24 protein-coding genes and 3 pseudogenes are annotated in these 26,444 nt (G+C 43.8%); 11 read left to right on the top strand and 16 right to left on the bottom strand.

The window, feature by feature from the left end:
* Nucleotides 1-76 precede the first annotated feature (76 nt).
* Nucleotides 77-1,177, bottom strand: a complete 1,101-nt coding sequence (locus PVOR_RS25490; RefSeq protein WP_006212435.1) for a glycosyltransferase family 4 protein — start codon at nucleotides 1,175-1,177, stop codon at nucleotides 77-79.
* On the bottom strand, nucleotides 1,174-2,409 hold the full coding sequence (locus PVOR_RS25485) for a glycosyltransferase family 2 protein (RefSeq protein ID WP_234973099.1): 1,236 nt from the start codon (nucleotides 2,407-2,409) through the stop codon (nucleotides 1,174-1,176). The genes PVOR_RS25490 and PVOR_RS25485 overlap by 4 nt, the downstream gene beginning before the upstream one ends.
* A gap of 223 nt (nucleotides 2,410-2,632) precedes the next feature.
* Here PVOR_RS25485 and PVOR_RS33120 point away from each other — a divergent pair.
* Both PVOR_RS33120 and PVOR_RS25480 read left to right on the top strand, forming a co-directional pair.
* Nucleotides 2,633-2,783, top strand: a pseudogene (locus PVOR_RS33120) (YolD-like family protein); the annotation flags it as partial.
* A gap of 218 nt (nucleotides 2,784-3,001) precedes the next feature.
* Nucleotides 3,002-3,517 carry a DUF4275 family protein gene (locus PVOR_RS25480; RefSeq protein ID WP_006212433.1) on the top strand — a complete coding sequence of 172 codons (516 nt, stop codon included), beginning with the start codon at nucleotides 3,002-3,004 and terminating at the stop codon, nucleotides 3,515-3,517.
* Nucleotides 3,518-3,643: 126 nt separating this feature from the next.
* Here PVOR_RS25480 and PVOR_RS25475 read toward each other — a convergent pair whose 3' ends face one another.
* Nucleotides 3,644-4,354 (bottom strand): aspartate/glutamate racemase family protein, encoded by a 711-nt coding sequence (locus PVOR_RS25475; protein WP_006212432.1) that lies wholly within the window; start codon nucleotides 4,352-4,354, stop codon nucleotides 3,644-3,646.
* Nucleotides 4,355-4,421: 67 nt separating this feature from the next.
* Nucleotides 4,422-4,625 carry a hypothetical protein gene (locus PVOR_RS25470; RefSeq protein WP_006212431.1) on the bottom strand — a complete coding sequence of 68 codons (204 nt, stop codon included), beginning with the start codon at nucleotides 4,623-4,625 and terminating at the stop codon, nucleotides 4,422-4,424.
* 263 nt (nucleotides 4,626-4,888) lie between these two features.
* Between PVOR_RS25470 and PVOR_RS25460 the strand changes: the two genes are divergently transcribed.
* The 5 genes and pseudogenes from PVOR_RS25460 (at nucleotide 4,889) to PVOR_RS25440 (ending at nucleotide 8,635) form a co-directional block, all read left to right on the top strand.
* Nucleotides 4,889-5,272 (top strand): hypothetical protein, encoded by a 384-nt coding sequence (locus tag PVOR_RS25460; protein ID WP_036640751.1) that lies wholly within the window; start codon nucleotides 4,889-4,891, stop codon nucleotides 5,270-5,272.
* Nucleotides 5,269-6,138, top strand: a pseudogene (locus tag PVOR_RS25455) (DNA polymerase IV); the annotation flags it as partial. The gene PVOR_RS25460 and the pseudogene PVOR_RS25455, both read left to right, overlap by 4 nt.
* A gap of 210 nt (nucleotides 6,139-6,348) precedes the next feature.
* Nucleotides 6,349-7,620: a DNA polymerase IV gene (locus PVOR_RS25450; protein ID WP_006212427.1), complete on the top strand. Its 1,272-nt coding sequence runs from the start codon at nucleotides 6,349-6,351 to the stop codon at nucleotides 7,618-7,620.
* Nucleotides 7,617-7,961, top strand: a complete 345-nt coding sequence (locus tag PVOR_RS25445; protein WP_006212426.1) for a YolD-like family protein — start codon at nucleotides 7,617-7,619, stop codon at nucleotides 7,959-7,961. The genes PVOR_RS25450 and PVOR_RS25445 overlap by 4 nt, the downstream gene beginning before the upstream one ends.
* A 152-nt stretch (nucleotides 7,962-8,113) precedes the next feature.
* On the top strand, nucleotides 8,114-8,635 hold the full coding sequence (locus PVOR_RS25440; RefSeq protein WP_006212425.1) for a hypothetical protein: 522 nt from the start codon (nucleotides 8,114-8,116) through the stop codon (nucleotides 8,633-8,635).
* A gap of 56 nt (nucleotides 8,636-8,691) precedes the next feature.
* On the opposite strand, the gene PVOR_RS25435 is transcribed toward PVOR_RS25440, so the two are convergent.
* The 8 genes and pseudogenes from PVOR_RS25435 to PVOR_RS25405 all read right to left on the bottom strand — a co-directional run bounded on the left by PVOR_RS25435 (nucleotide 8,692) and on the right by PVOR_RS25405 (nucleotide 16,990).
* Nucleotides 8,692-8,988 carry a DUF4367 domain-containing protein gene (locus tag PVOR_RS25435; RefSeq protein WP_006212424.1) on the bottom strand — a complete coding sequence of 99 codons (297 nt, stop codon included), beginning with the start codon at nucleotides 8,986-8,988 and terminating at the stop codon, nucleotides 8,692-8,694.
* Complete coding sequence (locus PVOR_RS30435; RefSeq protein WP_138917814.1) at nucleotides 8,969-9,148, bottom strand: hypothetical protein; 180 nt, start codon at nucleotides 9,146-9,148, stop codon at nucleotides 8,969-8,971. The genes PVOR_RS25435 and PVOR_RS30435 overlap by 20 nt, the downstream gene beginning before the upstream one ends.
* Before the next feature lie 186 nt (nucleotides 9,149-9,334).
* Nucleotides 9,335-10,694, bottom strand: a pseudogene (locus PVOR_RS25430) (IS4 family transposase).
* A 289-nt stretch (nucleotides 10,695-10,983) separates the two neighbouring features.
* The gene (locus PVOR_RS25425; RefSeq protein ID WP_006212422.1) at nucleotides 10,984-11,574 is read right to left on the bottom strand and encodes a hypothetical protein; all 591 of its coding nucleotides are present in this window, start codon (nucleotides 11,572-11,574) and stop codon (nucleotides 10,984-10,986) included.
* Between the two features lie 90 nt (nucleotides 11,575-11,664).
* Nucleotides 11,665-13,203 (bottom strand): tyrosine-type recombinase/integrase, encoded by a 1,539-nt coding sequence (locus PVOR_RS25420; RefSeq protein ID WP_006212421.1) that lies wholly within the window; start codon nucleotides 13,201-13,203, stop codon nucleotides 11,665-11,667.
* The gene (locus PVOR_RS25415; protein WP_006212420.1) at nucleotides 13,203-15,116 is read right to left on the bottom strand and encodes a helix-turn-helix domain-containing protein; all 1,914 of its coding nucleotides are present in this window, start codon (nucleotides 15,114-15,116) and stop codon (nucleotides 13,203-13,205) included. The genes PVOR_RS25420 and PVOR_RS25415 overlap by 1 nt, the downstream gene beginning before the upstream one ends.
* The gene (locus PVOR_RS25410) at nucleotides 15,061-15,711 is read right to left on the bottom strand and encodes a helix-turn-helix domain-containing protein (RefSeq protein WP_006212419.1); all 651 of its coding nucleotides are present in this window, start codon (nucleotides 15,709-15,711) and stop codon (nucleotides 15,061-15,063) included. Before PVOR_RS25410 ends, PVOR_RS25415 begins: the two co-directional genes overlap by 56 nt.
* A 19-nt stretch (nucleotides 15,712-15,730) precedes the next feature.
* Nucleotides 15,731-16,990 carry a hypothetical protein gene (locus PVOR_RS25405; protein ID WP_006212418.1) on the bottom strand — a complete coding sequence of 420 codons (1,260 nt, stop codon included), beginning with the start codon at nucleotides 16,988-16,990 and terminating at the stop codon, nucleotides 15,731-15,733.
* Nucleotides 16,991-17,196: 206 nt separating this feature from the next.
* Here PVOR_RS25405 and PVOR_RS25400 point away from each other — a divergent pair, with 206 nt between their 5' ends.
* From PVOR_RS25400 to PVOR_RS29910, 3 genes are all read left to right on the top strand, one after another.
* Complete coding sequence (locus PVOR_RS25400; protein ID WP_082834449.1) at nucleotides 17,197-17,625, top strand: DinB/UmuC family translesion DNA polymerase; 429 nt, start codon at nucleotides 17,197-17,199, stop codon at nucleotides 17,623-17,625.
* Nucleotides 17,622-17,960, top strand: a complete 339-nt coding sequence (locus tag PVOR_RS25395; protein WP_006212416.1) for a YolD-like family protein — start codon at nucleotides 17,622-17,624, stop codon at nucleotides 17,958-17,960. Before PVOR_RS25400 ends, PVOR_RS25395 begins: the two co-directional genes overlap by 4 nt.
* Nucleotides 17,961-18,055: 95 nt before the next feature.
* Nucleotides 18,056-18,220 carry a sporulation protein Cse60 gene (locus tag PVOR_RS29910; RefSeq protein WP_006212415.1) on the top strand — a complete coding sequence of 55 codons (165 nt, stop codon included), beginning with the start codon at nucleotides 18,056-18,058 and terminating at the stop codon, nucleotides 18,218-18,220.
* Nucleotides 18,221-18,304: 84 nt separating this feature from the next.
* Here PVOR_RS29910 and PVOR_RS25390 read toward each other — a convergent pair whose 3' ends face one another.
* From PVOR_RS25390 to PVOR_RS25375, 4 genes are all read right to left on the bottom strand, one after another.
* Nucleotides 18,305-19,456: a PsbP-related protein gene (locus PVOR_RS25390; protein WP_006212414.1), complete on the bottom strand. Its 1,152-nt coding sequence runs from the start codon at nucleotides 19,454-19,456 to the stop codon at nucleotides 18,305-18,307.
* A 482-nt stretch (nucleotides 19,457-19,938) separates the two neighbouring features.
* Entirely contained in the window at nucleotides 19,939-21,693 is a 1,755-nt protein-coding gene (locus PVOR_RS25385) for an S-layer homology domain-containing protein (protein ID WP_006212413.1), read from the bottom strand.
* Nucleotides 21,686-22,978 carry a hypothetical protein gene (locus tag PVOR_RS25380; RefSeq protein ID WP_234973098.1) on the bottom strand — a complete coding sequence of 431 codons (1,293 nt, stop codon included), beginning with the start codon at nucleotides 22,976-22,978 and terminating at the stop codon, nucleotides 21,686-21,688. Before PVOR_RS25380 ends, PVOR_RS25385 begins: the two co-directional genes overlap by 8 nt.
* 63 nt (nucleotides 22,979-23,041) lie before the next feature.
* The gene (locus tag PVOR_RS25375) at nucleotides 23,042-25,291 is read right to left on the bottom strand and encodes an L-type lectin-domain containing protein (protein ID WP_040681013.1); all 2,250 of its coding nucleotides are present in this window, start codon (nucleotides 25,289-25,291) and stop codon (nucleotides 23,042-23,044) included.
* Between the two features lie 256 nt (nucleotides 25,292-25,547).
* Between PVOR_RS25375 and PVOR_RS25370 the strand changes: the two genes are divergently transcribed.
* On the top strand, nucleotides 25,548-26,360 hold the full coding sequence (locus PVOR_RS25370; protein ID WP_006212410.1) for an undecaprenyl-diphosphate phosphatase: 813 nt from the start codon (nucleotides 25,548-25,550) through the stop codon (nucleotides 26,358-26,360).
* The last annotated feature ends 84 nt before the right edge of the window (nucleotides 26,361-26,444 follow it).

Raw genomic sequence — 26,444 nt, 5'->3', positions numbered from 1 at the left:
CAATTAGTTTTTACTAGTATACGTATTTAGATCTCCGGGTTGTGTGGACAAAGCTATATAGCTATTAGCCTTTTTGTTATCTCAGTCTGTTTCTGTTAACTCGACGACCTTGGTCTAGATGATTCAACATGGTGCTAAACCGATTAGCATATACGCTACTGGAAAAATGCCTTTTGATATGAGCTTCTGCGTTAACAATCAGTTGCTCTCTCTCATTCTTGTTAGTCAACAGTGATATTGCCTCCAGAGTGGCTTCCTCTATTCTACCTTGAGTATAAAACTTACCCGTCTTGTTATGAGTGATAAATCGCCTAACCCCTCCTGAATCAGTAGACAGAACCGGGCAGCGGCACAACATAGCTTCAGCAACAGCATATCCAAATCCTTCAGAAATCGAGGTCGAAAGAAGGAATCCCCCTGAATCGCCAATGATGCTTAGATAGTCCGCCATAAGATCATGAGGTACGTTTGAGTAACGGATAAGACGAGCCTTGAGAGTTGGGTTATTCGCAAGTATCTCGTTAAAATCCTCAAGTTCTGCAGGATCGGCCATCGTTTCGTCTTCAAAGAGCCACAAATATAGATCTGGATACAAACCGATAAGCGTCTGTCCTAACAATAAAAAATCACGCCAATTTTTATTGGACTGTAAACGCCCCACCCAGCCTAAAATCGGGAAGGGTTTTCTGGGATAGGCTGTATATCCGAAGTATTCCCAATCCAGAGGATCATCAAAACTGTATTGAGGAATTTCAGGATAATTCGAACTCATGAGTTCTCTCAGTTGTTGATTATAAGGATAAAGTATTGCATCCGCGTGCTCATAAATTTGATCTTTGAAGGACTGCGTTAGAAGGAGCCGCTCTTCATGTCTTCCCAAACCCTGCAATTCAAAAATGAGTCGGCCGCTGTACCCAAAGCTTCTTAACTGTGCGAGCATGTTAATGTCAGAGCATACCGTTATTGCATCATAACCTTCGCGCTTAATGATTTCCCGGATGGTTTCCTTTTCACAAGTAACAAATGTCGTGATGTTCTTGATGTTGTTTCTGCCCTCCCCATCGAATTTATAGAGAAGATGGGATTCAACTCCGTGCGCTATCAACGCTTTGCTTCGAATCCGGTTTAGGGTCTCCATCCCTCCGCTCGGGTTGTAAAACATAAACAACACTTTCATGATGGATCACCAACGTGTTTAACCCTTTCTTCAAGTAAATGAACTAGATTATTGGTTCGGAACAATTCATTGGAAAGCACGGGATTAATCAAATCCACGGTACGGTAACCAATGACCGCGTGATTATCCGTATAATACGTGGACCATATGTTAAGGCCTGATTTATGAAGCTGGTTGATCAGAATTTGTAAATCCATTACATTCTGAAAACCTTTTAAATCGAGCAACATGGTAAAAGGAGTATGAAGACTTCGAACAGTAGCCAGAACAGCCACATCCTTCTCCCAATTCGGGTACGTTGCATAGACTGAACATGGATGCGGGATCTGTTTCAGGGCAGCACTCACATGTTGATCTGAAGAGAGGTCCAACACATAACATATATAGTTACTGAAAACTTGCTCATAGAGATTTTCAATTCGATCTATCGTTTCTTCCGAAACTTCACGCAGTGGAAGCAGAATACTAATTTCCGGGGCAATTCCCCTCCGCCTTCTTGCATCATGTCTGGCCAGATGATAAGCATATCGCCATTTCCGATGAGCATCCGTGGTCTTAAGTTGTGCTGAAACGCTGAAGGTCGAGTCCACCCGATATTCCATTAGCTCAACTGGAATATATTTGATGTCACAGTAGTCCGTAAGCTTTAGCCAATAATCATAATCCTCAACCGGAGCCAAACTGTAACCTCCTGGTACTTTCTTAGCGTAGCATGATTTATACATAAATGAGACACCAACGATGGAGGAGTCAAGCAGCGCCTCTTTGGGTTTCCCTTGATACTTACGCAATGCACTGAGTGCAACCTCATCGTTCAAAGGTTTATTGTCGTTATCAATTGATTGGAAAGAACTATACACCAGTCCCAGCTCCTCAGGGCCTTTCAGTAAGGCGGCACGGAGCACCTCCAAAAAATGCGGACCATAGATATTATCGCTCGATACCCAAGTCAAGAATTGGATTCTTCTATCCTTAAACAACTCTGCAAACCCCGTATTAAGTGCATGTGGAACTCCTTGGTTGATGGCGTAAGAGACCGTGTTCACTCGGGAATCGTTACCTACGAGAGACTGGACCAACGGTTCCATTTCGGGAGCCCCATCGATGACAATGACCATTTTAAACTGCTGGATTGTTTGGTTCAGCACGGAATGAAGTGCCGCTTTCAGGAATTCAGGCTTTTGCTTATAAAGAGGCATGACAATCCCCAAATCCACCAAGGCTTTCACCACTTCCCTTAAGGATTTATTAACAGTGTATTGAGGCCTTTAGTCCTTGCTTGTGCGAATAACCATCTATGTATCACTAAAATGCTCTTAGTTTAGAAAACGATAGGTTTCATTGTTCTTGAATCGATGAATAAGTGGCCGAGCAGCTTATTTTTACATTGATAAAAGAATGAGTGTTCGTATATAATACAAACAAACGTTCTCATAACAAGAGGGGGAATATCAATTGACAACGCGCAAAAAGCTGAAGGGTAACGGACTATGGGAATCAAGTCGGATGATGTTGCCAGAGCATAAGGAAACAATAATCCGCCGCAGCTGAGAAGAGGGGAGGAAAAGATCGACCAACGTTGGATCCTCAAGAAATGGAGTTGATCACGACAAGCAAACAAAATCTTCGAACTTCTCTCGCTGCCTGAATAATCGACCGCACGGAATTCATCGAGAACGCTACCGGGTACTCCTACAGCTCTAGGAATCAAGGGAGAGTGCGAATTACCTCGGTCTATCTCTAGATTTTAATGTTCAAAGTTACTCCGTTTGCACTTCGGGTTATAATTATTAATGAAAATTAAGGATCGGAGGGTGGTGCTTTATGGATTCATCTAATTATAGGAACGAAATTAATCAGATGTTAGACAGCTTACCAGAAGAAGAATTGAGGAAAGTTTTCTGGTTTGTTAACGTTACCCTTGGAAAGCACTTATACAATAAAAATTTGCTGGATAAAGGTGTAGTTATATTAGAACTAATTGAGGAAGCAAAAGAAATTATAGATTTATGGGATAGGGCTTTTGCTAAAAACATTAGCGATGAAATCAAAAAAGAGATCCATTATCATCAATATAAGTGGCACATATTTAGCTACAAAAAGAAAGAGTGTTTAGAAGGAGAAGCAGCGAGGGATGCATTTGATATTCTTACTAAAAATGAATTATATGTTATGTATCAAAACTCCCCCGATATCGTATTTGAGTATAAAAACGCTAAGGATGTAGTATCGGCCAATTTTGATTCTGAGCAAGATATCTATATATTCGACAAGAGTTTCAAATGGACTTACGTACATACCCATGAATCAATGTGTGGGCCATACTTTTATAAAAAATGAACTTGTATAGAAGTAGTGGCAGTAATGTTCGGTTGTGGTTATATGCAAAAAAAGTGATAGATCAAGTTTTGGTTATCCACTTTTTTATGAACGTTCTATTTCGCTTAACAAGGGCCCTTGCATTAATCAACTATGATGGAGGGTCTCTTTTAAAGCAAAGTCAACAGCACTTTTAGCATGGAGTGTTGCTGTATCATATACGGGTATATTGCAATCATCCTGTGAGATGAGCAGCGTTATTTCTGTACATCCCAGAATAATACCTTCTGCGCCTTGTTGTATAAGATGATTTATGATCTTTAAGTAGGTTTGCTTAGACTCTTCACTAATGATGCCAAGACAAAGCTCTTGATAGATTATGTCATGTATAACCAATCGATCGTCTTCATTTGGCACAATAACCTCGAGCTCAAACTTTTCTGTAAGTCTGCCCTTGTAAAAATCTTGTTCCATGGTAAATGCAGTACCCAATAACGCGACCTTCTTAATTCCATCTGTAACGATTCTCGTTGCTGTCGAATCCGCAATATGGATTAACGGAATCGATACCGATTCTTCAACTTCTTTTGCCATCTTATGCATGGTATTCGTACAGATGACAAGTAAATCCGCTCCAGCCGTTTCAAGTTTTTGTGCTATATCAATCATAATTCTCGCAGCCTCATCCCAGTTCCCTTGATGCTGCAAATTCTTAATTTCTTGGAAATCCACCGAATACATGAGGCTTCTTGCAGAATGATGCTCGCCTAGACTTTCCTTTACATATTGATTAATGATTTGGTAGTAGAGCTGTGATGACTCCCAACTCATGCCGCCAATAAGACCTATAGTTTTCATCCTAAACACCCCGTTTTATGTAAAAATTATCGATAAAATAACTCTTCCGCATAATTGCAAGCATGGTTTATTTTTTTTGCACTGTTGAATGATTGCTTTTTTCCTCTTTCGTTTTCAAATTCATATAGAGCAGTATGCTTCCAAAGAATGATATTTCAATTGCCCCCGTAATGATCCGCATGGGGCGTGTTTCTTTAAAATCAAATAAAATATGTCCCAGACAGTACAATGCCGAGAGAGCAATGATCCACCGAAGTATTACTTTTTTCACTAGCAGTCACTCCCTTATCTAGAAACAATAATACTACAAGTGAGGGGAAAAACCACCTTTTTCGGATGTTTGCAGATTTAGTTCAATATATTATATATTCATCCGTTTGGCTGTTGAAGTGAATGCCTGTAATGAATGGAATGGGAACAGCTTGCTGCTTTTCGCAGGAGCTGTTTTTGGTTTGGAGTAAATTTACATTGATAAAAGAACGAATGTTCGCATATAATACAAACGAATGTTCCCATTGCGAGGTGGATATAAATATGTTGAGCATTGGACTTAAGCCAGATGAAAGCAAGTTAGTAAAGGACTACACATTATTGCCTTTATTGCTTGATGTACTGGAAAATGATCGCAGTGTTCTTTGCCAATCTGATTTAAAGACATCCGAAGTGACCCGTGTTATGATCGACCGTTTACAGACTGCAGCCTTAGCCGATTTAACGGCAGCGCGAAGGAGCATGCGTGAGAATGACTTAAAAGTGTACCAGCATCGAAAGACCAATCTAGGCATTGAAGTTGAATTTGTGTGCAGAGGATACCACCATAAACTGTCCATGCTTTGGGGACTGATTGAAGCGGAAATTGAGCAGAGGTCCTATACCTATTTAGGGCTGAACATTGCAGACAAGGGGGGGCCGCATTGAAATCAAACAACCGGGTAGTCATGCTGGCGGATTGCCAGTCCTTTTATGCTTCTGTTGAAAAAGCCGATCATCCAGAGTATAAAAATCGCCCCCTGGTAGTTGCTGGTGATCCGGAAAGGCGTTCAGGAATCGTGTTGGCTGCATGCCCACTTGCAAAGGAAAAAGGAATAACGACAGCCGAGAGGCTGGGCGAGGCGCTTGCCAAATGTCCAGACCTCGTTGTCATCAAACCACGTATGCAAAAGTATATAGACGTCTCGATGCAGATTACTGAGATATATAAAAGCTACACGGATTTGGTCGAGCCCTACAGCATTGATGAACAGTTTCTCGATGTCACGGGTTCCTTACACCTCTATGGAACGCCAGTGGAGCTGGCCCAGATCATTCAGCGGCACGTCATGGAGGCGACAGGTGTTCGTGCTCGGTTTGGAATTGCCGAAACCAAAATACTTGCCAAGACGGCATGTGATAACTTCGCGAAAAAGAATCCGTCGGGACTCTACATTTTGTCAAAGGATACGCTTGCAGATACCTTATGGAAACTGCCGGTGAGCAGCATGTTTATGGCCGGCAGCAAGATGACGCGCCATTTTAACGTAATGGGTTTGCCTACGATCGGCAGCGTTGCTCAGACTCCCCTCTCTAAGCTAAAACAAATGATGCGTCGTAAGTTTGGCAAAAACTCCGATATCTCCGCTGAAATGTATTGGCGCATCGCTAATGGAATCGACGATAGCCCCGTGCGTCCGGGAACGCACCAGGTAGACCCCAAGTCAGTCGGTCATATGATGACCTTGCCTCGTGATTATGCAAAGCTGGAGGAGATCAAGGTCGTGCTATTGGGTATCTATATAAAAACATGTGTGCATAAAGGGTCTAATCTTTTAATTCTTTGGAGGAATAATATTTTTCAAGTTGTTTGATATCGAGCACAAATAAAAAATGAGCATAATTCTATCTATTTATGCTCATTTTTAGTCGAATGAAGGACGTGTTCTATTGACAAACATAGATGGTCGGAGTTTGATTCTATGACATACGCGTCCTTGGATTAAAAGAAGGAGGGATATGTGTTGAAATCATCTAAACGTGTGGTCATGCTCGTTGACTGCCAATCCTTTTATGCGAGTGTAGAAAAGGCCGAACATCCTGAGTACAAGGATCGGCCTTTGGTGGTTGCTGGGGATCCGGAACGTCGTTCAGGAATTGTGCTGGCAGCTTGCCCTATTGCCAAGTCAAAGGGGATTACTACCGCAGAGCGCCTTGGGGAGGCAGTGGCAAAATGCCCGGATCTTGTTGTTATTAAGCCGAGGATGCAACGATACATCGATGTGTCTATGCTGATCACGGACATTTACAAGAGCTACACAGATCTGGTCGAGCCGTACAGCATTGACGAACAATTTCTAGATGTGACCGGCTCGATGCATCTGTTTGCGGATACACCAAAAGAAATGGCCCGGATCATTCAGGCTCATGTACAAGCTGCGACAGGCGTTTATACTCGCTTCGGGATTGCCGAAACCAAAATCCTTGCAAAGACTGCATGTGACAATTACGCCAAAAAGAATCCATCCGGCATATATACCCTCACCAAAGAGATGCTGCCCGAGACGTTGTGGAAACGTCCCGTCAGCGACATGTTTATGGCCGGCAGTCGTATGACCCGACATTTCAATGCTATGGGACTCCTGAATATTGGAAGTGTAGCTCAGACACCTCTTGTAAAGCTGAAGCAGATGATGCGGCGGAAGTTTGGCAAGAACTCCGACATCCAGGCGGAAATGTATTGGCGCATCGCAAACGGAATCGACGATAGCCCAGTGCGATCAGGCACACACCAGGTTGCACCAAAGTCAGTAGGCCATATGATGACCCTCCCTTTTGATTATCGGGAGTTTGACCACATCTTAACTCCATTGCTCGAGCTAACAGAGTTGGTCTGTCAGCGCTGCCGGGCACTAGGGTTCATGGGGCATGTTGTGTCGGTGGGGTGTATGGGAGCTGACTTCGATCGGCCAACGGGATTTTCAAGACAAATGAAGATGGAGGATCCATCCAACATCACCAATCAGGTTTATCATTGGGCACGCCGATTGCTTGAAACTTATTGGGATGGCTTACCGATCCGGCGGATAGGCGTTAGTTTGACGCAGCTCACCCCCGACAATGAATATCAGTTATCGCTGTTTGATACTGACCGGGAGAGACAGATGGCACTTGAACGGACAACCGACGCATTAAAACTCAAATACGGTAATGCAATTGTAATCCGAGCAGTCTCAAAAACAGCAGCGGGCCAAGCGCTCGATCGATCAGCTAAGATAGGAGGACACTATAAATGACAATACGCAAAAAGCTGGAGGGTAATGGGCTGTGGGAGTCTAGTCGCATGATGCTTCCTGAACATAAAGAAACAATCATTCGCCGGCAATTAGAAGAGGGCAGGGAGGCTCGGCCCACGCTTGATCCCCAAGAAATGGAGTTAATCGAGAAGGCGTTGGCCGAATCTTTTCATGAGCACCGCACTGTTACAGTAAGGATGTTTGTTGAGTATGAAGAAAGGGAGTTAACCGGTATTGTCGTACTAATCCATACGTTCAGACGAGAGATCAAACTGTCTATCTCTGAGGGTGAATGGAATTGGATAAAAGTAGATGATATTACTTCTGCAAGCACATTTTGAAAAAGGAACGCTTATCGGCATATAGCTGATAGCGTTTCTTTTTATATTGATTTAAAGATTCCAAAAAAAATTTAGGATTCTGCTAACTTATTAATCTATTTAGCGTTTATATATATGAAGGCCTAAAAATTGGGAAAAGAGGTTGATTAATCATGAAAAGTAAATTTAAAATTTCTTTGATATCATGTATTATTTTATCTGCAATGTTAACTGGTTCTGCTTTTGCTGATCCAACAATCTCTTCCGAAGATGCCTCTCTAAGCCAATCCTCTACTGGGAGCAACGTTAGCGAGGAAAGTAATTCAGGCGGAGATTTTGAAACGCAAGTTTTTCAAGAATATGGACCTTTCGGTGGCCTATACCAATATAGCGGTGCTATACATGGAGCTTTAGTAAAACCTAACTCTAACCATAGTATGGAGATCAGAAACCTTAGAGTTTATGGTGTTAATTCAGGAAACCCAGCATATTTCACTCTGCGTGTAGCTGATGTAGATGGAAATACAATATATTCAAAAACCTACATGACAGACCAAGACCTCAGAAATAAACCGCCGATTTTGGTACCGGTTGTTAGCTATAAGAATTATCAAGTTATTATAGAATCACACACTAACAACCTTATGCAGGGGGGCTTCTATCTCGGCGTCGACGGGAACGTGTCACAGTTTTAAAAAAATACTCAGTATACTAAAAAAGAACTGCAACCCGTGAGGCTGCAGTTCTTTTTTTATTCTTTAACTTGCTTTGTTATGGTTTCTGCAATTGTAATCATTTCATCTACGTTTAGTGTGAAGCTACTCATTTCAAAATAAACATCGCCCTTAACCCATCTAAGAACCCATCCGCGTTGTTTGCTTTTCCAGGGGTAAAAAGAATAGGTAGTATTATTGATTACCGTTTGTTCTGACTGAGCTACAGGGACCATTGATCTTCGATTTTCTTCAAATATGGTCATAATTAAATCATTATCATCAGAGTCAAAATAAGCTAATAAAATGCTGTTTTCAAATTTTTTTTGTTTCAAGTCTCCAACTCTTAGGCACTTCAGGATGTATTGGTTTTTTTATTCTTAATGGTGCATCATAGCCATAACCAACCTCAGGCTTCTTATCGTGAACAGGTTCAGCATGGACAACAGGATGAACTGTGAAAGCAAGCAAAATACAAATCAAAAGCTTCTTCATAATACCTCCGAAAAAGTTAAGTTTATCTTTAGTATTACAATTAAAGCTTTTTTTATGTGGAGGGATTTTAAGTATCACTATACTTTGGCAAGTAATTGTCGGCATTCTCTAACCGTAATAGCCTTTTGTTTTCAGAGAGATGGATTTGGAATTAGAACGCAGCACTTTACCACTCTTTTTATTCACTCAACTTTCGCAGCATGAAATCGGCAAACAAGCCTTGATGTAACTGGGCAAAACGGCAATCCATTGCTGGAGTTGACGCTGTATCAGAGCCGAAAGCTTTTTGCCGGCCTTCGTGGCAATTTCGTTGATGTGATCGAGCAATTGTTGTAAAGCAACCGCCCAATCGAGCGTACCGACTTCGTCGCATAGCAAATAAAACAAGCCTCCGAAGGAGCGCGCATCGGTGCTTTGCCGATGCTGCCAAGCCAGCAGGATGTAGCGCGAAAACACAAGCGTCGTATGGCTGATCAGCAAATCATAGGAGCGGCCTTGAAACTCTTTTTGCAAACGAAGCAGTGATTTGGTGCACTTGAAGAAGACCTCAATGTCCCAGCGAATCGCGTAGATGCGGATCACGTCCTCTACGGAAAGGGAAAGGTCTGTCGTCAAAATAGCGAGCCATTCATTCTTCTTCGTACGATGACGAACGAACACCACGCGAACCGGAATGTCTGGGGCAAGCTCGGTTCGAATGCAGCGGAGAATGCCACGCTTGTTGCTCACCACAGGAAACGCTGCCGCGTACAGTTCTTTGAGCGACAGCTTCCGGCCTTGAACCAGGAAACGCTTATTGTCATTCTTGACCATGCCGATCACGTCGAGCCCGCGGGCAATGACTTCGCCAATGAGAGGCGCATGCGTAAACCAGCTGTCCATCAAGACGTAGGAGGCGGTCGCCCCTGCTGCCAAAGCGCGATCCAGCATGGACGCAATGACCTGCGGAGCCGATCGGAGCGATTCCTGACGGCGCTTGTAGCCGTGCGATCGTTTGTCGATGTTCTCGCTCATGCCGTTGATGGCAGACTTGCTTGAACTGAGCAGCGCGAAGTCGAGCGGCAAGAAGGTATGCCCGTCGGACCAGCCCATGGTGAGCATACGAAATCCTTTGTAATAAGCGCCGGTGGCATGATCTTTGAATCGGGCGAGCAACTCAACAGCCTTGCTGCGATTGCGTTCGAACATCGAATCGTCAACGATGAAGACGGTGTCCCGGTCGACAGACGTAAGAGTGCTGACCTTCCGTACCGTGGCGACACTGAGTGATGTCAGAAAGCGACGCCAGGCAAAGCCGGCATGATTGAGGAAGCGATACACCGCATCTTTGCCGGGAAACGATTCTCCCTTGCTGCTCTCGAGCAGACGAAACCAGTTTCTTTTGATGAAACAACAGGACAAAGACGAGTTGGAACAGTCGGGCACAGCTGAAACCAAATCGCTTGCGCAACCCAGCTTGTCGAAGATGTTTCATGACGTTCAGTTCTTGAAAAGCAGACTTTAATTCGTTTGGCAGTTGATTAAGATCGGGCTGATGGTCTATCATGATGGAAGACACCTCTTCTGTTTGATAGTGATTGCTCGCACTTTCACTTTACCAAACGAAGCGGTGTTTTTCTATTTTGCAAGCCATGTATCTGATTGCTTAGTAGCCCTGTGGCTGCAAGGATTTAGGCTAGTTTTTGCTCTGCGAAAGTTGAGTTATTCACAACAAATTATTTTAGTTCATCTTTGTCCGAGCTATATGAGAGTTCCTTAAAGCTTAGTTGTTCAGCTAAGGATTAATCCGATTTTTTACTCAAATCGAGACGCAAGCCTAGCGCATCTTCCCACCATCAATTATCAAATAGCTCTGGATACATTTTTACAATATCAGCATTTAAGGCACGATCTTCTGATTTTTTATTTTTAGTGATGGATATGATTTTTTCTAGTGCCTCTTCATCCTGGAAGGTTTTATAAGTACTTTTAACAGCAACTTCAAGGTACTGTTGTCTGAGTAATTTAATTTCGTTCTCAAGCATTTTAATCTGCTTTTCCTTTATAGACAAGTTAGCGGCTAAGTCTTGATTTTGCTCGAGGATTGTATCTGACTCCTTCGCTTTTTGATGCAAAGCATTTAGCATCTGATTGAAATGAGATAACGCGCTAATCAAGCCTGATTTATTATTCCAGTATGTTTCGACAAGTTCCACAACATTAGGTAAGGGAAGTGAAGTTTCAGTTTCTGTATTTTCCAGCTGCATGGGCTCGTTAATCATTGCGATTTGTTCGGACATTCTTCTTTTCCATACAAAGCGGTTTACCCCAGTCTCTCTTTCCAAAATAGAAGGGTTAATCTTCTTCCCAGGATTTTTTGATATATATTTTAACAAGATGTCTTTTAATTGCTTATCCGTATATTTTTGTGGCGCACCTTTTTTCATAATTCGTCCTCCAGCAAATAAGAATCGACCATCGCCTTTTGATCCATCAATCTTCGCAGTTCATTACTCGCTGAGGATAGCCTTTCTTGACTAGTATGCTGATATGTCTAACGTAGCACAATCGTAATTTATGGATTTTGTGACATATCGTATGAGTTCCAGTTGTTTCTTTAATCTGCTTTCAAGAGCATCAGAACAATCTTTCAACCAGGCTAATCCCTTTTGTTTGTCTTCTGGTGAGAAAAAATAAAATTCACAAAACCGGCAATCCCCAACCTGACAGCGAGATGGGTGATCCGTACAAAAGCCATGTTCCACTTTGTGCGTCTCTTGGAAATCACTTATTTGATAAATTCTACTTTTAGCAATTATGCCCTGAGTCGCAACATCCCAATTTGATCTCCATAAGTTCACACGTTTCATTCGAAGCATCTGCGCCGCGTGATGGACAAAAGATTGAGCGAAGTGATCCAAATGTTTATGATAATGTAATTGGGTTTCTAATTGACTATGTCCACCCATGCGAGCAATAGTTAACATATTAAACCCTTGCAACATCATATTGCAGAAGGCAAAATGTCTGGTATCGCCAGGCTTTATTCTTTCCAAGTCGCCATACTTCGCAGTAACGATTTCATCATAAAATCGATCAATCATATTAATAAATTGGGAAGCTCCTATCTTTTCTCGCGTTATTTCCTTTGATTTTAATTTAACGTACTTTCGATAAGCTTTATACGATATCAAGTAGGAAGATTCAGTTGCATAAGCTAATGTAAGTCGTTTATAGTCCTCAATTAATTCGAACACTTCCCGATTCACTTGGATAGTATCCGTGACCGCTAGCTTTCCTGGACGGCTGGATAAATTCTTTCTTCGAGGTACAATCATCCAATATCTATCCTCATCATCCTTCATTGTGCAGTCCCTGCTTAAAGAGTAAAATTCGACGGGGCGCATGGGAATAATCCGAGTAATCCTCCACCATAAAAAAATCGGATAATATTGCAATTTTTCTTCGTCTGAAGTACATGTTATAAAATAGTCATCCAAAGCAACATCGAAAAGCAAGATATCATGAAAATTAGGTAATTCACGTACATTGGAGACTTTCGCATTATAATTAGCACATAAGTCGCAATACAACTCAGTATGAGGATGATTATAAAAAATCAGAAACTCCTTTATACTGGTAGCCATGGCAAACTGTTTATGGTCTCCGAAATGATTTAACGTATCTTCTAAATGTTTGAGATGGTCTAATCGAAAACCTCGGGTAATTCGTATAGCCTCTTTTATTTGTCCTATATTTTGGCGAACGGTTTGCGTAGTAATGCCGTTATACATTTTTTGGACAGAATAGCATTTCAAAGCTTGATTGATTTCACCATAGATTTCACAATCAAACTGAAAAAGAAAATTACTGGATTCCCCTTTAGCCGACCACAAGAAGTCTTCAAAATCGCCTGTTACAATAAGCCCTTTGCGTTCCAATTCTCTGAACATATCCTTGTAATCGTGAAGTTCTTCTAAACTAAAGGTGACAGACTCAATACTTTCTAAAATTAGTCTATCGCTTAATTCCTCTAGGGTTCTTCTTCTGTGTAATGCAGCGTGGAATTTAGCCATTAAACTTCCTCACTAATTAAATTTTGAATAGCAATCATCTTTTCCTTTAAATTGTTAAGATCGATAAAAGTCTGAACATAGGTTTTGCCGAATTGCTGTATCGCCTGACTTAAAAGATCTAGAATTTGAAACAAAAACTTGCGGTCCCTGACCCGAACGGCAGGATACTTGGTATTTTTAATCGATACAATCAATCGATCAAGTTCATGATGAATAGAAATTAGAATATATATCTTCGGTATTGCGTTCTCACAATGTAAGCAAGTCGTTGCCGTTGGTGAAGTGCAACTTGGGAAGGTCAAGCATTGAACATGCTGCAGTTTGGCGGGCATCTCACCTTTATAGATTTTATGCAACAAAGTCATCAGCTCTGTTTCAGTAAGATTCGATAGTTGCAAAGCCAATGAATGTTTACTTTGTTGCTGGCGTACTAAGAATTGGCCAAGTTGTTCCAATTGATAAGGAGAAAGTTCTTTTCGAAACTGTTCGATCAGTGCGGTACTTTGCTCTACCTCTAACTGAGGCGCGTTTGGCATAGATAGACGAATGAGATGATGGTACAGCCATCCAAAGTGCCCTCGGTTAAACAAGTTTAAACTTACCCGTTCAATTGAACCATCTTTGTTTACTGCTTGAATATAGGTTGCAGTCGAGTTTTTATCGGTATGCCCCCTCATTCGTTGAGACAGTTCGTACGCGATATCCGCACTTCCTTTCCCCTCTACGACACTATAAAAGAAATAGGTCAAGAGAGTTCTATTCATTTTTCGACTTTGGAAATCAACAAGATCCGGCCGCTTATCGAAAAATAATCGGATATACGTTTCTTTTTCAAAGTGGACGAATCTTCTTTGGCCCAGTCTGAGTAGTTGTTGATCTCCTTGCATTCTACGATGGATTTCTGTGATCACAAGAACGGTAGCCGTGGGAACAATCATGTCCTGATTAACGAGGAAATGCCCCAGGGCACCAGTTTTGCTAATATACATTCGTTCTACCCGTTTATACAGATGGTTGATGACTGCTTGCGCTTGCTCCTTTGACAGTTTCGTTTCCCTTAGTTGATCAAAAGTCTGTAAATTGCAGACCTCCAGCTCAATATTCGGCAGCTTAATAATGTCTGATGGTCTCCACGCATCAATGACATGCATTAAGACATATAACCATGTTACAGCGTAATCCCTACTTTGGATGGCCTGCTCAATGTGAAGGTCGACATCCCTAACATAACTGTAATAAGCTAAAAATTGTTCCGGACTGTACATCTCTCTTTCTTCTATAGGAAGGGAAGTGATAGCATAACTTTTCGAGAATGAACATAGCCCTTTACCTGTGCAATATTCCAAAAAATAAATGAAAGTGCTTTTATCCCGAATTCCCATTCCAGGATTTCGAAAGATAGTTTCTAATTGTTCTGCATTCATCAAGAATACTTCAGTCTTTAGTAGACGGAATAAACGCTTTAATGTGCTGATATACTCCAGAGCCTTATTGTGGATTGTTTTGCTGTTACCGTGGCTGCTATTAATTTTTAAGATAACAAATTCACGATAGAGATCTACTGTTTTTTGCAACGTATCAGGCACTTCCAGTTCAGCCAACCTGTATTCAAATAAATCAATTGGTCCCGATAGTTCCGCTAATTCTTGTTTTCTATTTCTTTCCTTTTCAATATGTTTAATGGACTCATCAGAAGGTACCATCCACTCATTGTTATGTTTTATACCTCCAGGAATTACTCCCTCCCGAATCAACTCTGACACCCATTTTTTACTAACACCCAAACTTGCGGCAATATCAGTAGGAGGTACATAATCACTTAAAAAAGATTGCGATTCCTTAAACTGATTTATGGACTCAATAGGAATAATCCATCCCGCGTGATGATAGGGTAATTTTTTGTTTTTTTGCACCCGTGAATGCACCTTCATTAGCTAATGAGCTAATATTTGCTTTACTCAGTGATAATACTTGTGCAGCTTGATCCGCGGAAAGATATCCTTCAGGTGGTGAAATCGATAATAAATATTCGTCCACACATTCTATTCGAATGTAACGAACACCATTGATGACTTCGACACCCGATAAAATGTTTCTTAATACTAATTTTCTGATCCATGATTCACTTACGGATAAATATTCAGCTGCTTCCGGGAAGGAGAGGAATCCTTCGGGAGAAGAGGACGACTGAATATATTCCTGCACAGACATGGAAGGCACTATCCAAGAACCTCTATGTTTCTTTGCCCCAGCAAATGTTCCTCTCTTAATAAGTCTGCCAACCCAAAGCTCGGAAAGATTAAGTCGTTCAGCAATCTCGGCAATAGTCAAATATTCATCGGGCATGTTTAATAATGCCTTGTAATCCTCCACAGACTTCAGAGGGATTTGCCACGAACCCAATACTTTTATTGCTCCTGTAAACGCGCCGTTTTTCACCAAGCGTAGTAGGCTTCTATAGCCTATTCCTAATTTTTCTGCAGTTTCAGCAGGACTTAAATAAGACATGTTTCTTCTACTCCAATAATCAATTTTTTATTAATTTTGGTAGGTAATCTTTATATAAATGTTGCATCCGGTTCTCAAGTTTCTTTCTCATTCGTTCCGTGTTTCCTTGATACACAAGAGATGATGCAAGATTGGAGTCTCCTCTTGGCAAAGCAATATCGTATGGATTATCAGCTTCTTCGGCTAGGAGATTTGTAAATATGCCTCTGCCTAGATGAGTGGACCATTTATATTCTTCCAGTTTGACTGCATAAATCAGATCATCTGGATTAGACGATTTCCTCAGTTGCTTCAAAAATTCTTTTTTTAATTTACTGAAGTAGGCCCTGTAACTTTGTCCTGACATGGCTTTCCCATCCCGATTTACAAATAACGCATCAGATCCATCCATAGGAGGATAATTTTCAATGTGATTACGATACAGCATCTGCAACCAATCTTGAATTGGGAATACGATTTGTCTTCTTGGTTTTTTTACACCACTTGAACCAGCACTATCTTTAATATCCATTCGCAAGGTTTTTTGTTCTAGGCGAACTACTAAACCGAATTCTCCATAAGAGCCGATAGAATTTACATCGGATTTTCGAATGTTCACAAGCTCTCCTTGTCTAATTCCTCCGAAACACTGCATATAAATTCCCAAGGCAATGGGATTCGCGGTTTTCACAGCCAGCTCAATAAAAGGTAAAATATATTGTTCAGGCAAATCATGAGCTATATGGCCTTGCTTATTTCTCGGCATTATCACTCCTTTAAATGGGGAGACCGTATATTTTTGGTTTGATTTTCCGTACAGGAGCCTTTTTTTAAAGGAACTTTCGTTAACATGAACCAACAGTTTTTTCTTCGCCAAGAACTCAAAGAATAAGGTTAAGGTTCTTTCCGCCTTTCTAAGTGTCATTCTTGATTTGTCTTTTTTCGTTAGTTCGTTCAAATAGTCAGTTCCATGAGAAAAACGAAGTTCTTTTAAAGAAGAAAGCTTATATTTTTGCTGATTATCAATAAGTATGTAATTTAAAAAAGAGCAAAGGTAATTAGCATGGAGCCTTTGAGAATTATACGCTCTATATTTCCAGTAGTGAAAAATAAACTCTGTAAGAGGATGGATGCATAGTCTACCATTCATTTTGTTTTGCAAAACAATTACAGCATGCTTATTAAGGACAGGTTCGCTATCTCGATACCTTTTCCAAAACTCAATTCCAACACTTTGTACACTAAAACGTAACTCATCAATCTTTCTTGAAAAAGGCAAGATTGAACTATTCAGGCTCATTTAAACACCCCCACATCTAATTCAGTAAATAATTATGCTCATTCATGAATTCGAAATATTTAATATGTTACCATATCATTGTTATCGTGTTAAGCAATCAATAATGCTCATAAAGAAAAGGTCCTCAAATTAGTATAAAGCCTTGATAAATCAAGGTTTATGCTAATTATTAATGCACACAACAAAATATGCTCAAAATTTTATAGATACTGCTTGAGCTCACGGAGCTGGTTTGCCAGCGATGCCGTGGTCTTGGTTTTATGGGGCATGTAGTATCAGTCGGTTGTATGGGGGCTGACTTTGACCGTCCCACAGGATTTAGCCGACAAATGAAGATGGATGATCCCTCGAATATAACGAACCAGGTTTATCGCTGGGCATGCCGGCTGCTTGAGTCCTATTGGGACGGCTTGCCGATCCGGAGGGTGGGTATTAGTTTGTCGCAGTTTTCCCCGGATACGGAATATCAAATGTCTTTGTTTGATACAGGACGGGAGCGGTCGATGGCTCTTGAGCGCGTGACGGATGCCCTTAAGAATAAATATGGGAATTCGATTGTTATTAGAGCGGTATCCAAGACAGATGCAGGCCAAGCGCTGGACCGATCAGCTAAGATAGGAGGACACTATAAATGACAACACGAAAAAAGCTGGAGGGTAACGGGTTATGGGAATCAAGTCGGATGATGCTTCCAGAGCATAAAGAAACCATTATTCGAAGACAACTGGAAGAGGGAAGAAAAGAACGACCGACATTGGATCCACAGGAAATGGAATTGATCGAAAGCGCGTTGGCCGAGTCTTTTCACGAGCATACTGCAATTAAAGTTCGATTATTCGATGAGTACGAGGATAAGGAGCTGACAGGCATTGTCGTTCTTATTCATACGGTTAGACGAGAGATCAAGCTGTCCATGGCTGACCGTGAATGGCATTGGATTAAGATCGATGAGATTATTTCCGTTCGATAAAAAACAAGTCGCATGAACAACAGGATAGCCATTTGCTCCATTCCAGGCAGGGAAAACCCGACTGATGTCGAAGTTTGTAGTGGGGGGGTGCTTACATGCTAAAAACATTGAAAGTTGAACTCTTTAGCGATTCTGATTTGGACCAGCTGCAGGATCAGGTTAATGAGTTCCTCTATAAACTTCATCCTGATGATGTCAAGGATGTTAAGCTTTCATCTGCCGATGGAACATATGATATTTTAATCATTTATAAACAATAAAGAAAAAAAGCACCTGCGCGGTGCTTTTTCTTCTGAATCCATATCATTATTCTGGAACAGGGCATGTCCAGGAACACTATTCGTTTATTCAACCTTATCAATAGTCGAAACGCCCAGAAGAATTGAAATGGTGGTTCCACCACTAATATTATCAAATGAATAATATGTTGCCGGCACTCCTCGCAAAGTTACATAGTCGTCTTCCAGAATATCGCCCGTAGAGTTGGCATAAAAACCAACGATGGAGTTATCGTTATCATCGATGATGTGTATTTCTGCAATGGTAATGCCCCCGTCGAGTTCTTCTTCTGTGATATCAATAACGTAGCCACTTACCTCCATCATTTTATCAAGATAAGGATTTAAATTTTTGAGGAGGTGACGTGAAGTAATTGTTGGATCGACTTCAGCCTTTGCACTCTTTTGATCCTCAGGTGTTACCGCTGGGAATAACTGATGATGTTGAATAATATAGTTATACGTTTTTTCATCAAGAGCTCCGTCTTCAATTTCCGTAGGGATAATGTAAGCCATCATTTCGGCAAATATATTTTCTTCCGTAAAGCCCTCAAGACTACTGTCGGCGTTTGCACTGGTATCAATGCTATTCATAGCACTTTCTGTAATCTTGAATGAGTCCAATATGTTTTGGATCGTCGCTTTTCCACCGTTATCGTAGGACGTTTTGGAGTAGGAAGTCGAAAGAGTATAAAGCGCATTGCCATTGGAAACAAAATATTGAGTCAATACTACCTGTTGGTTTAACTCTCCGTGAGTGTATTCAGCCTCTAAAATTCCCGCTGCTTTCTCTGGAACGTCGACGTAATTCAACTTCTTGTAATTTTGAATTAATTCCCCGCCATCTCCATTCGATAAACCTTGCGCCGATAAATTAGCCGCTTCCTCAGGGGTGGCAGATGATTCCTCGATAATCAAATTTAAATTATCAACAAAACCTCCCTTGGGATTAGGATTTACAAATGCAGCAACAACTTGAGGTATGTTAAGGTCTGCGTCTTTCCAGGATGATGGGTAAGAAAACGAGAAACTCTCACCCGTAAAGAGTTGGGTTTCTTCTTTTGCTTCTGTACTTGCAGAAACTGTATTGTTCACCACTTCGTTTTCTGCTGGTGCAGGAACGGATGAAGTTCCGGTTGTATCTTCCTCAGCACCGCACGCAGTAAGAAGGGCCAATAGGAATAGAATGAATATCGTTGATTTTACTGTGCTTTTCATTTGTTCTTCTCATTTCTTAAGTCCCCATCGGTTAGGGTATTTGCTCCACCGGAAATGATTCCGCTTGTTGTCAATCTGGTGCATCTTTGTTTCCGTTATACTTATAAGAGAAAAATAAGGATATTACAAAGTAGTCTATCAGAACTAGGTATATTTTTCTATAATTAATCTGAAAAAAGAAGAAAATGTAGAAAAATAGAATTCGGTAGGATTAAAGAACTATTTCTGATGAATACCGGACGTTCTCGATGCTTGGCACAGTGTCGATGACCCACCCACACTTTTTATGTCCCCCTAATGAAGCTTTAAGGTTCCATTAAGCTACATCTCTTATGATGGAATCACCTCTTAACATATAGATCAGGAGCCCCTCTAATTCCGTGGTTAGAGGGGCTTCTCTTGTCTGCATATGGTTGTACAGACCATAAACGCATGCAAAAACCCGCCTCCGGTAGATCGCTGAACCGGAGGCGGGTTTATTTTTATTTTACGAGGTCGTTCAACTGTTCTTTAAAGGCTTCCACGATCTCGCCATTCCGCTCTTTGCGGGCGGATTGGTGGGAGACGGACGCCTCCTGGATGTCACCAAAAGCCCAGAAGCTCTTTGGTACATCCGGCCAGGTAGGATCGATGTCCACCAGCGGTCCGCGGTACAGCATGCGGTTAATTAAGGCTACTGCTTCGGAACGGACGATGGCTTGGTTCGGTCGGAAGGTTCCGTCCGAATAGCCTTGAAGCATACCGTGACGAGCCAGTGTTTCAATGGCGGAGGCAGACCAGCTGCCTGCCGTTACGTCGTTGAAGTGAAGCTCCAGCGACGTCGCTTGGTCCAGCTTCAAATAACGTGCCATGACAGAGGCGAGCTCGCCCCGGCTGACAGGCTGGTCCGGATGGAAGGAGCCATCCTGGTAGCCTTCAAATATTTGATGCTTGGTGACGGTACGAATGTATGAATAGGCCCAGTGGCCTTTCGGTACATCCTTATAGCTGTCGGCTGCACTCTCGTAATCCCCAAGCAATCTTGCGATAATAGCGGCAAGCTCGGCGCGGGTCAATGATTTATGCGGCTTGAAGTCGCCGTCCGGGAAGCCAAGAATGTAACGCTCATGCTTCAAAGCTCCCGCATTTGCACCATACACGAGCAGCTGAAGCCGATCGGTATTGGCTTTGCCCGATACATGGTCTCCAGATGCTGTATATTGAGCGGACAGCGTAAATGCTTGTTCATCTACGCCTTGAGCCAGTTGTGGCCATTTAAGTTTAATATGATAACTCTTCAATTGGCCGGCATCCAGCTTGTCTATGTCCCATACGATCTTGCCGTCAATCACTTTACCGCCGGCGGCATCGATGACTTCAACGCCTTTTGGCAGGATAAGTTCAATTTGTCCACCATGAACGGTGGAGCCGGAAAGATTCTTGTAGCTTAATTTTACAGAGGCCTGGCCTCCATCCGGATGGATAGAGCGGCTGATCTCCAGGTTCACATTTACGGCTGATAGATCAATGGGCACCGGTTTTGGTGCCTCAGGGTCAGGCTTTGGCTGAGGTTGGATAGGTACTCCAATGCCGCCGGAAGAGCCTGAATCGTCGGAACCTCCAGAGTTGGCCGACCGGATGGTGAACGTACGGATCGACACCGTACTCAGATTGCCAGCCATGTCCATGGCAAGAGCCTCTACACGGTACGTACCGACAGAGGAGATCGGACGATCCGGCGTGAATGTCCATTGATCCCCGGGACCCGGAATAGCCAGGCCTTGTGCAACAACGCGATTGTTCCGGTCGTAGACCGAAACGGTTACGCTGGTGGCGGGTTCATTAGGACTCACAACGATTTTATCCACCGGGGCGTTTGGACTTCCAATGTAGCCGTCTGCCGGTGAATCAATGGTAACTACAGGTGCAACCGTATCGATGGTAAAAGGATAGGCTTCGCTGGAAAACTCATCACCATTTGCGTCTCTTCCTTTGGAGATAACGGTATAGGTTCCGTCAGCAGCTATCGGCTCATCCGGTATGAAGGTCCAGCGCTCCGGATCGTTTGACAGCTTAAGGGCTTGCCCCGGAATCAATTGGCCCAGTCCATCTCTGACTTCAACTTCAATCAGATCGGCAGAAGACTCGATCATACCGGTAATTACGGTTACGGGACCTTGAATGTGTTGACCATACTGCATAGGGCCAGTAACCGAGATGCGAGGTCCGACAACGGTGAAGGTCATGGTGTCATCCACGATTTTGCCGAGTACGTCCTTCGCGGTGGCGTGTCACCGTATAGATATCGTCTCTCCAGTACGAGTCTGGCGTAAATGTCCATTCTCCATTAGGAAGAACAGTTACGGTTCCATTTACAGGACCATAGGTTGCGCCAGTCACAGTCACCACAACATGATCATGAACCGGAGTGCCAGCATCCCTGTAAGTCCCCTGAACAGGCAGTGTAATGTGCTGAATCGTGGAGCCGTTTGCCGGAGCGGTTATGGCAATCCCCACATTGCTTACCGGAAAGTCTCCGTTCACCCCGGAAACCGGTCCAAGCGGCCGCAGAACACGAGACGGGTCAAGATGATCGATAATGCGATCCCCTGCCTTGGGAGTATACGTTAGTTGTACATTGGCGTTCTCCGGTATTTCGATACCGTTCGGGAGAGCCAGAACCAGGGTATCTTGATCCGTTGTCCCATTTCCGATCATATCAACCGGATATACCGTGGCACCGTTATCCCATGTGAGAGATAGTTCGGGCTGACCGATCACATCCACGGTCCGTTCAAATTTGACGGTCACGGTATTGCGGTCTGTACCCACAGCAGCAGCGGCCGGTTCAAAAGCCGAGGTCTGGTTCTTGACATCAAAATGTTCGAGCCATCCCAGACTGCGCTGAAGGGGGAGGAGTTCCTTGATATCTGCACCGGTAATACCTGTGCTGTAATTCATGGTGATATTGGTTGGCGCGCTGTCATCTGCTTTGAAAGGAATGCCTGTTGCAGGCAGATTGGCAGCATCCAACGTGAAGATCAGCGTTTGGCCTGTCGGATCGGCCGGATCCATCTCCACATTTATTGCACTCACCGGAGCAGCGATCCCATCAAGCTTGAAGCTAAATGCCGGGGCGCTTCCAGGGAGACTCGCCGCGTTCAGCGGCTCCGCAAATTCCACCTTGACCTTGTTGCGTGACTCATCATTGATCACTTCAGCCGCTGTCGGCTGCATCTGGTTGCGCACCGGGTCGTTCAGGAACAGATCCAGCTGCTCGTTCGAACCGTCGGCCTTCTTAATGAGGTCAGCAGCATTCAGCTTACCGGGCTCATACGAAATGCTCACTTCAGCAGCCAGTGGGATCTTCCCGTTCCAAGCTGGCGGTACGCCAGGAGCGCTGTTCAGATCCAGCTTAAGCGTTAAATGCTTGTCCGTATCCTGCGTGAATGAAGTTCCCGCTGGCGTCAACACCAGTTTCACCGGCGGCAGCACACCGTCGCTAATCGTCACTGTGAACGCGGTCATAGCATTAGCTGCCACAGGTTACGATAGAATCAGGGAAACGTGATGCGGATCGAGTCGCGATCCTGAGTATTCACGACCTCATGATTTACGGGAGCAAAGTCGGTTCTCAACAGGCACGGTAACGCCTCCATTGACCGGGAAGCTCTCCAATGGGAGGCCGCCTGTACCGGTTCCGGTGACAGAGCCCTTATCCTTGTCATAGTTCAAGGGCGTTTGCACATTGGGAGGTATCACATAATCCACCGGCAGGCTTGGAGGATAGTCGGGAGAATCGGCATCGATCTCCAGTACAAGCCGGAAAGGATCGTCTTCATCCTGAGAGTCCTTGGCATGCCCCTTTACAACAAGCGGAATCTTCACCGTTGCTGAGGGATCCGCCGGGTCAGGAACTTCAATGTAAAAGCCGCCGGTATCATGAGGATCGTAAGTTACCGGCATATCAAGTGTGGTGACAATCGTTTTACGGTCGTCACCGACCTTGGCATTTGTGACGACAGGAGCGCTTCCTGACTCGAAGTAGACAGGCGTCGTATCGAAGTTGCCGCCGCCATACACTTTGCCGTTCAGCTCGCCGCCGATCCGTGCCTTGGCATAGCTCAGGTGCGGGTAGTCGCCAAGGTTCCAGAGGTTGACGCTGGCAACACCGTTGGCATCACTCGGAACGGTGATTTCCCGGACCAGAACCTCTTGTCCATTCCGATCATAACGTTGTGTTCGAACCTCGTACCCGTCTGCGGTCAGATACATATCGGAATCGTCGGCAAGCGTTTCGGACCATACCTTGCGTCCGCTGCCGATGTCGACCTGAGTATTTGCCAATACATAATACATGGAGAAGGTAACCGGATAACCGGCGATAAGGTCCCCATCGATAGTTCGGACCTCCGCTTGGATCTCTGCAGTAGATCCCCCGGCTTTTATGCCGTCCATTGGAGTATCTCCGGCTGCACCGGTCACAGGCTTAACGCCCAGTACGCCGTTACTGCCATTAGTATCCTTCTGGAAGAAAACAGGTAGGCCGCTTGCATTTCTTAAAGGCACCGTATTTACAATTTGGATATGGGTCGGGGCCTGCTCTACTTCCTGTTGTCCTTGATTCGTGCCAGGCACAATCAGTCCGCTGTAGTTGTTAAACTGCCAGGAATAGATGTCATGGTCCTGATAGGAACCGCCCGTGGCTGCCGTAAATCCGATGTAGGCATCATCCTGAAGCAGCATGGACGAAAGGTCCTGCGTGTCAGACATGATGGGTTTCACGGGAATGACAGATCCGCCCGAAGTACGGGATACGAGCTGTCCATTTTCCAAATACGGGAATTCGGTAACCTCCTGGGTTGCAACTTCGTTCCCGGCGATAACCAGTTTGCCGTCGGTTCCGACTTGAGGCACAAGATAGGTGCCGTTATTGTTCTCGCGGATCAGATAGACATTAAACTTCTTTGTCAGTCCGTCATAGTCGATCCAGGTATGGAACAGCTTGTACGGATCCGATGCCGCCTCGCCAGGAGTTTGGGCAAGGGACAGCTTTTTGATATCCATATTGGCGATGTTCTTGCCGTCGACCGCACCTTTCGGTTGAGCATCATGATCCACGTTGCCGTCCAGGACGAGGGCTACGTGGGAGGCGCGGTTGCCGCTTGAAGTTCCAATAGCTCGGGGATCATTCCGCGGTGTGCCGTTGTCCAGACCCTTGTTGTACCAGGTATCGTATTCCACACCGATGCTCTTGGCTACGCCGGAATAACCGAGCCCGCCGCCGCTGGCACCTGCTTCGTTGGACGCAGTTTGTACCACGAACACGATGCCGTCCGCTTGGGTTCCCCCATGCATTTTAAAACTGAAATACGTACTGAATGAGCGGTTGTTGGATAAGGTTACGCGCTCTTTGTTAAACATGCTTCCAAACGATTCCGGCTTGTTGGTAGCCAGACGCATCGGAAACAGGCCGTTTCCGGCATCCTTGAAGCCCACAATATTGTTTGGGCTCTTGATTTGAGAATCGCTGTATGGAGCGGTGCTGGTTCTCACACCGTAGTTATACTGCAGGTCTTTAGCGATGACTTTACCCAATTGGGTTAGGCCGGTTGGAGGTGTTTCGGTTTGGTACGCAAAATTCGCATAATTTCCGACCCTCGGATTGTTTGACGAAAAATCGGTGTTCTTGAGTGATATGTAGTTTTTCGTCTCATCCACTGCTACATTCGCGGCCGCTGAAGCTGTACCGGTCGACCATAGCGGAAAAACAGCAGTGAAACAAAACACAAATGCCAGGCAGGAGCTGATCCAGCTCTTGGCGCTGCGCCTTGGTCCTGATTCAAATCTTTTCAAAACTTTACCCCTTTCTACTCTCATATTGTTGTATCCCCTGCGGAAATGAAACAGGGACGCCTCCTCCAAAAACCGCAAGAAATCACTAAAGCAGTATATAAAATCGATCTCTACAAAAACTCGACAAAATCTGTCGTTTTTCTACAATATATCAACATACACATATGCGAGGTTTGATTGTTGCTATTTTTTTGGGCTATGATAGACTAGTGTTTTTTATAAGAAACACAAATGTTTCAAAGAGAGTAGGAGAGTTATGGAAGATTTGATCTTGTGGTTGAAGTACTTGCTGCTGGGCATCGTGCAGGGGGTTACGGAGCCGATTCCGGTATCCTCTAGCGGTCATCTGATTGTAGCCCAACGATTAATGGGCATGGAGCAGAATGGGCTGTCATTTGAAATTTTGACCAATACGGCGTCGCTGATTGCGATTGTGTTTATTTTTCGCAAGGATCTGCAGAGATTGCTTGTGAATGGCCTGAATTATTTGCGCACACGAAAACCGGAGTATAAATCCGATTTCATGTTCATTTTGTATATTGTTGTGGGTACGATCCCCGCTGTGCTTATTGGCTTGCTGTTTAAGGATCAGATCGAGTCGATATTCTCCTCCGTACGTACGGTAGGAATCGCGCTGCTGTTCACGGGAGTTGCCCTCTGGCTGATTCGGAATCTTCGCGGCCGCAAGCAGGATAATGACCTGTCCTTCAAGGACGCGCTTATCGTAGGGCTGGCCCAGGCTGTTGCGCTGATACCAGGCATTAGCAGATCTGGCTCAACCGTAATCACTTCGATTGCTGTGGGCATGAAGCAGGAGACAGCGCTGCGGTTTTCTTTTATGCTCTATATTCCAATCAGCCTTGGAGGCATGGTGCTGGGCATTTCGGATATTGCGTCCGATCCTGACATTTCCAAGCTGATGATGCCTTATCTGCTCGCGTTTATAGCTACACTGATCTGTACTTATTTTGCAATGAAATGGTTCATGAACATTATGGCGCGTGGGAATTTGAAGTATTTTGCATATTATTGCTTTGTTGTCGGTATTCTGCTGCTGGTGTTCTTATAAGAATGAAGAAGGGCTTCGCATAGGTTCCGTGAACTTGTGGGGAGCTTCTTTTATACCGTATCTACCGTACCAGCAGCCGAGGAT

The organism is Paenibacillus vortex V453 (assembly GCF_000193415.1).
Taxonomy (GTDB): domain Bacteria; phylum Bacillota; class Bacilli; order Paenibacillales; family Paenibacillaceae; genus Paenibacillus_AQ; species Paenibacillus_AQ glucanolyticus.
The sequence above is the reverse complement of the archived record's forward strand: the minus strand, read 5'-3'. Positions and strand labels throughout refer to the sequence as shown.

Excerpts from the sequence above, each read along its gene's own strand:
- PVOR_RS25490 (WP_006212435.1), bottom strand. The coding sequence starts at position 1,177 with ATGAAAGTGTTGTTTATGTTTTACAACCCGAGCGGAGGGATGGAGACC.
- PVOR_RS25480 (WP_006212433.1), top strand. The coding sequence starts at position 3,002 with ATGGATTCATCTAATTATAGGAACGAAATTAATCAGATGTTAGACAGC.
- PVOR_RS25475 (WP_006212432.1), bottom strand. The coding sequence starts at position 4,354 with ATGAAAACTATAGGTCTTATTGGCGGCATGAGTTGGGAGTCATCACAG.
- PVOR_RS25460 (WP_036640751.1), top strand. The coding sequence starts at position 4,889 with ATGTTGAGCATTGGACTTAAGCCAGATGAAAGCAAGTTAGTAAAGGAC.
- PVOR_RS25445 (WP_006212426.1), top strand. The coding sequence starts at position 7,617 with ATGACAATACGCAAAAAGCTGGAGGGTAATGGGCTGTGGGAGTCTAGT.
- PVOR_RS25440 (WP_006212425.1), top strand. The coding sequence starts at position 8,114 with ATGAAAAGTAAATTTAAAATTTCTTTGATATCATGTATTATTTTATCT.
- PVOR_RS30435 (WP_138917814.1), bottom strand. The coding sequence starts at position 9,148 with ATGAAGAAGCTTTTGATTTGTATTTTGCTTGCTTTCACAGTTCATCCT.
- PVOR_RS25425 (WP_006212422.1), bottom strand. The coding sequence starts at position 11,574 with ATGAAAAAAGGTGCGCCACAAAAATATACGGATAAGCAATTAAAAGAC.
- PVOR_RS25420 (WP_006212421.1), bottom strand. The coding sequence starts at position 13,203 with ATGGCTAAATTCCACGCTGCATTACACAGAAGAAGAACCCTAGAGGAA.
- PVOR_RS25410 (WP_006212419.1), bottom strand. The coding sequence starts at position 15,711 with ATGTCTTATTTAAGTCCTGCTGAAACTGCAGAAAAATTAGGAATAGGC.
- PVOR_RS25405 (WP_006212418.1), bottom strand. The coding sequence starts at position 16,990 with ATGAGCCTGAATAGTTCAATCTTGCCTTTTTCAAGAAAGATTGATGAG.
- PVOR_RS25395 (WP_006212416.1), top strand. The coding sequence starts at position 17,622 with ATGACAACACGAAAAAAGCTGGAGGGTAACGGGTTATGGGAATCAAGT.
- PVOR_RS29910 (WP_006212415.1), top strand. The coding sequence starts at position 18,056 with ATGCTAAAAACATTGAAAGTTGAACTCTTTAGCGATTCTGATTTGGAC.
- PVOR_RS25390 (WP_006212414.1), bottom strand. The coding sequence starts at position 19,456 with ATGAAAAGCACAGTAAAATCAACGATATTCATTCTATTCCTATTGGCC.
- PVOR_RS25370 (WP_006212410.1), top strand. The coding sequence starts at position 25,548 with ATGGAAGATTTGATCTTGTGGTTGAAGTACTTGCTGCTGGGCATCGTG.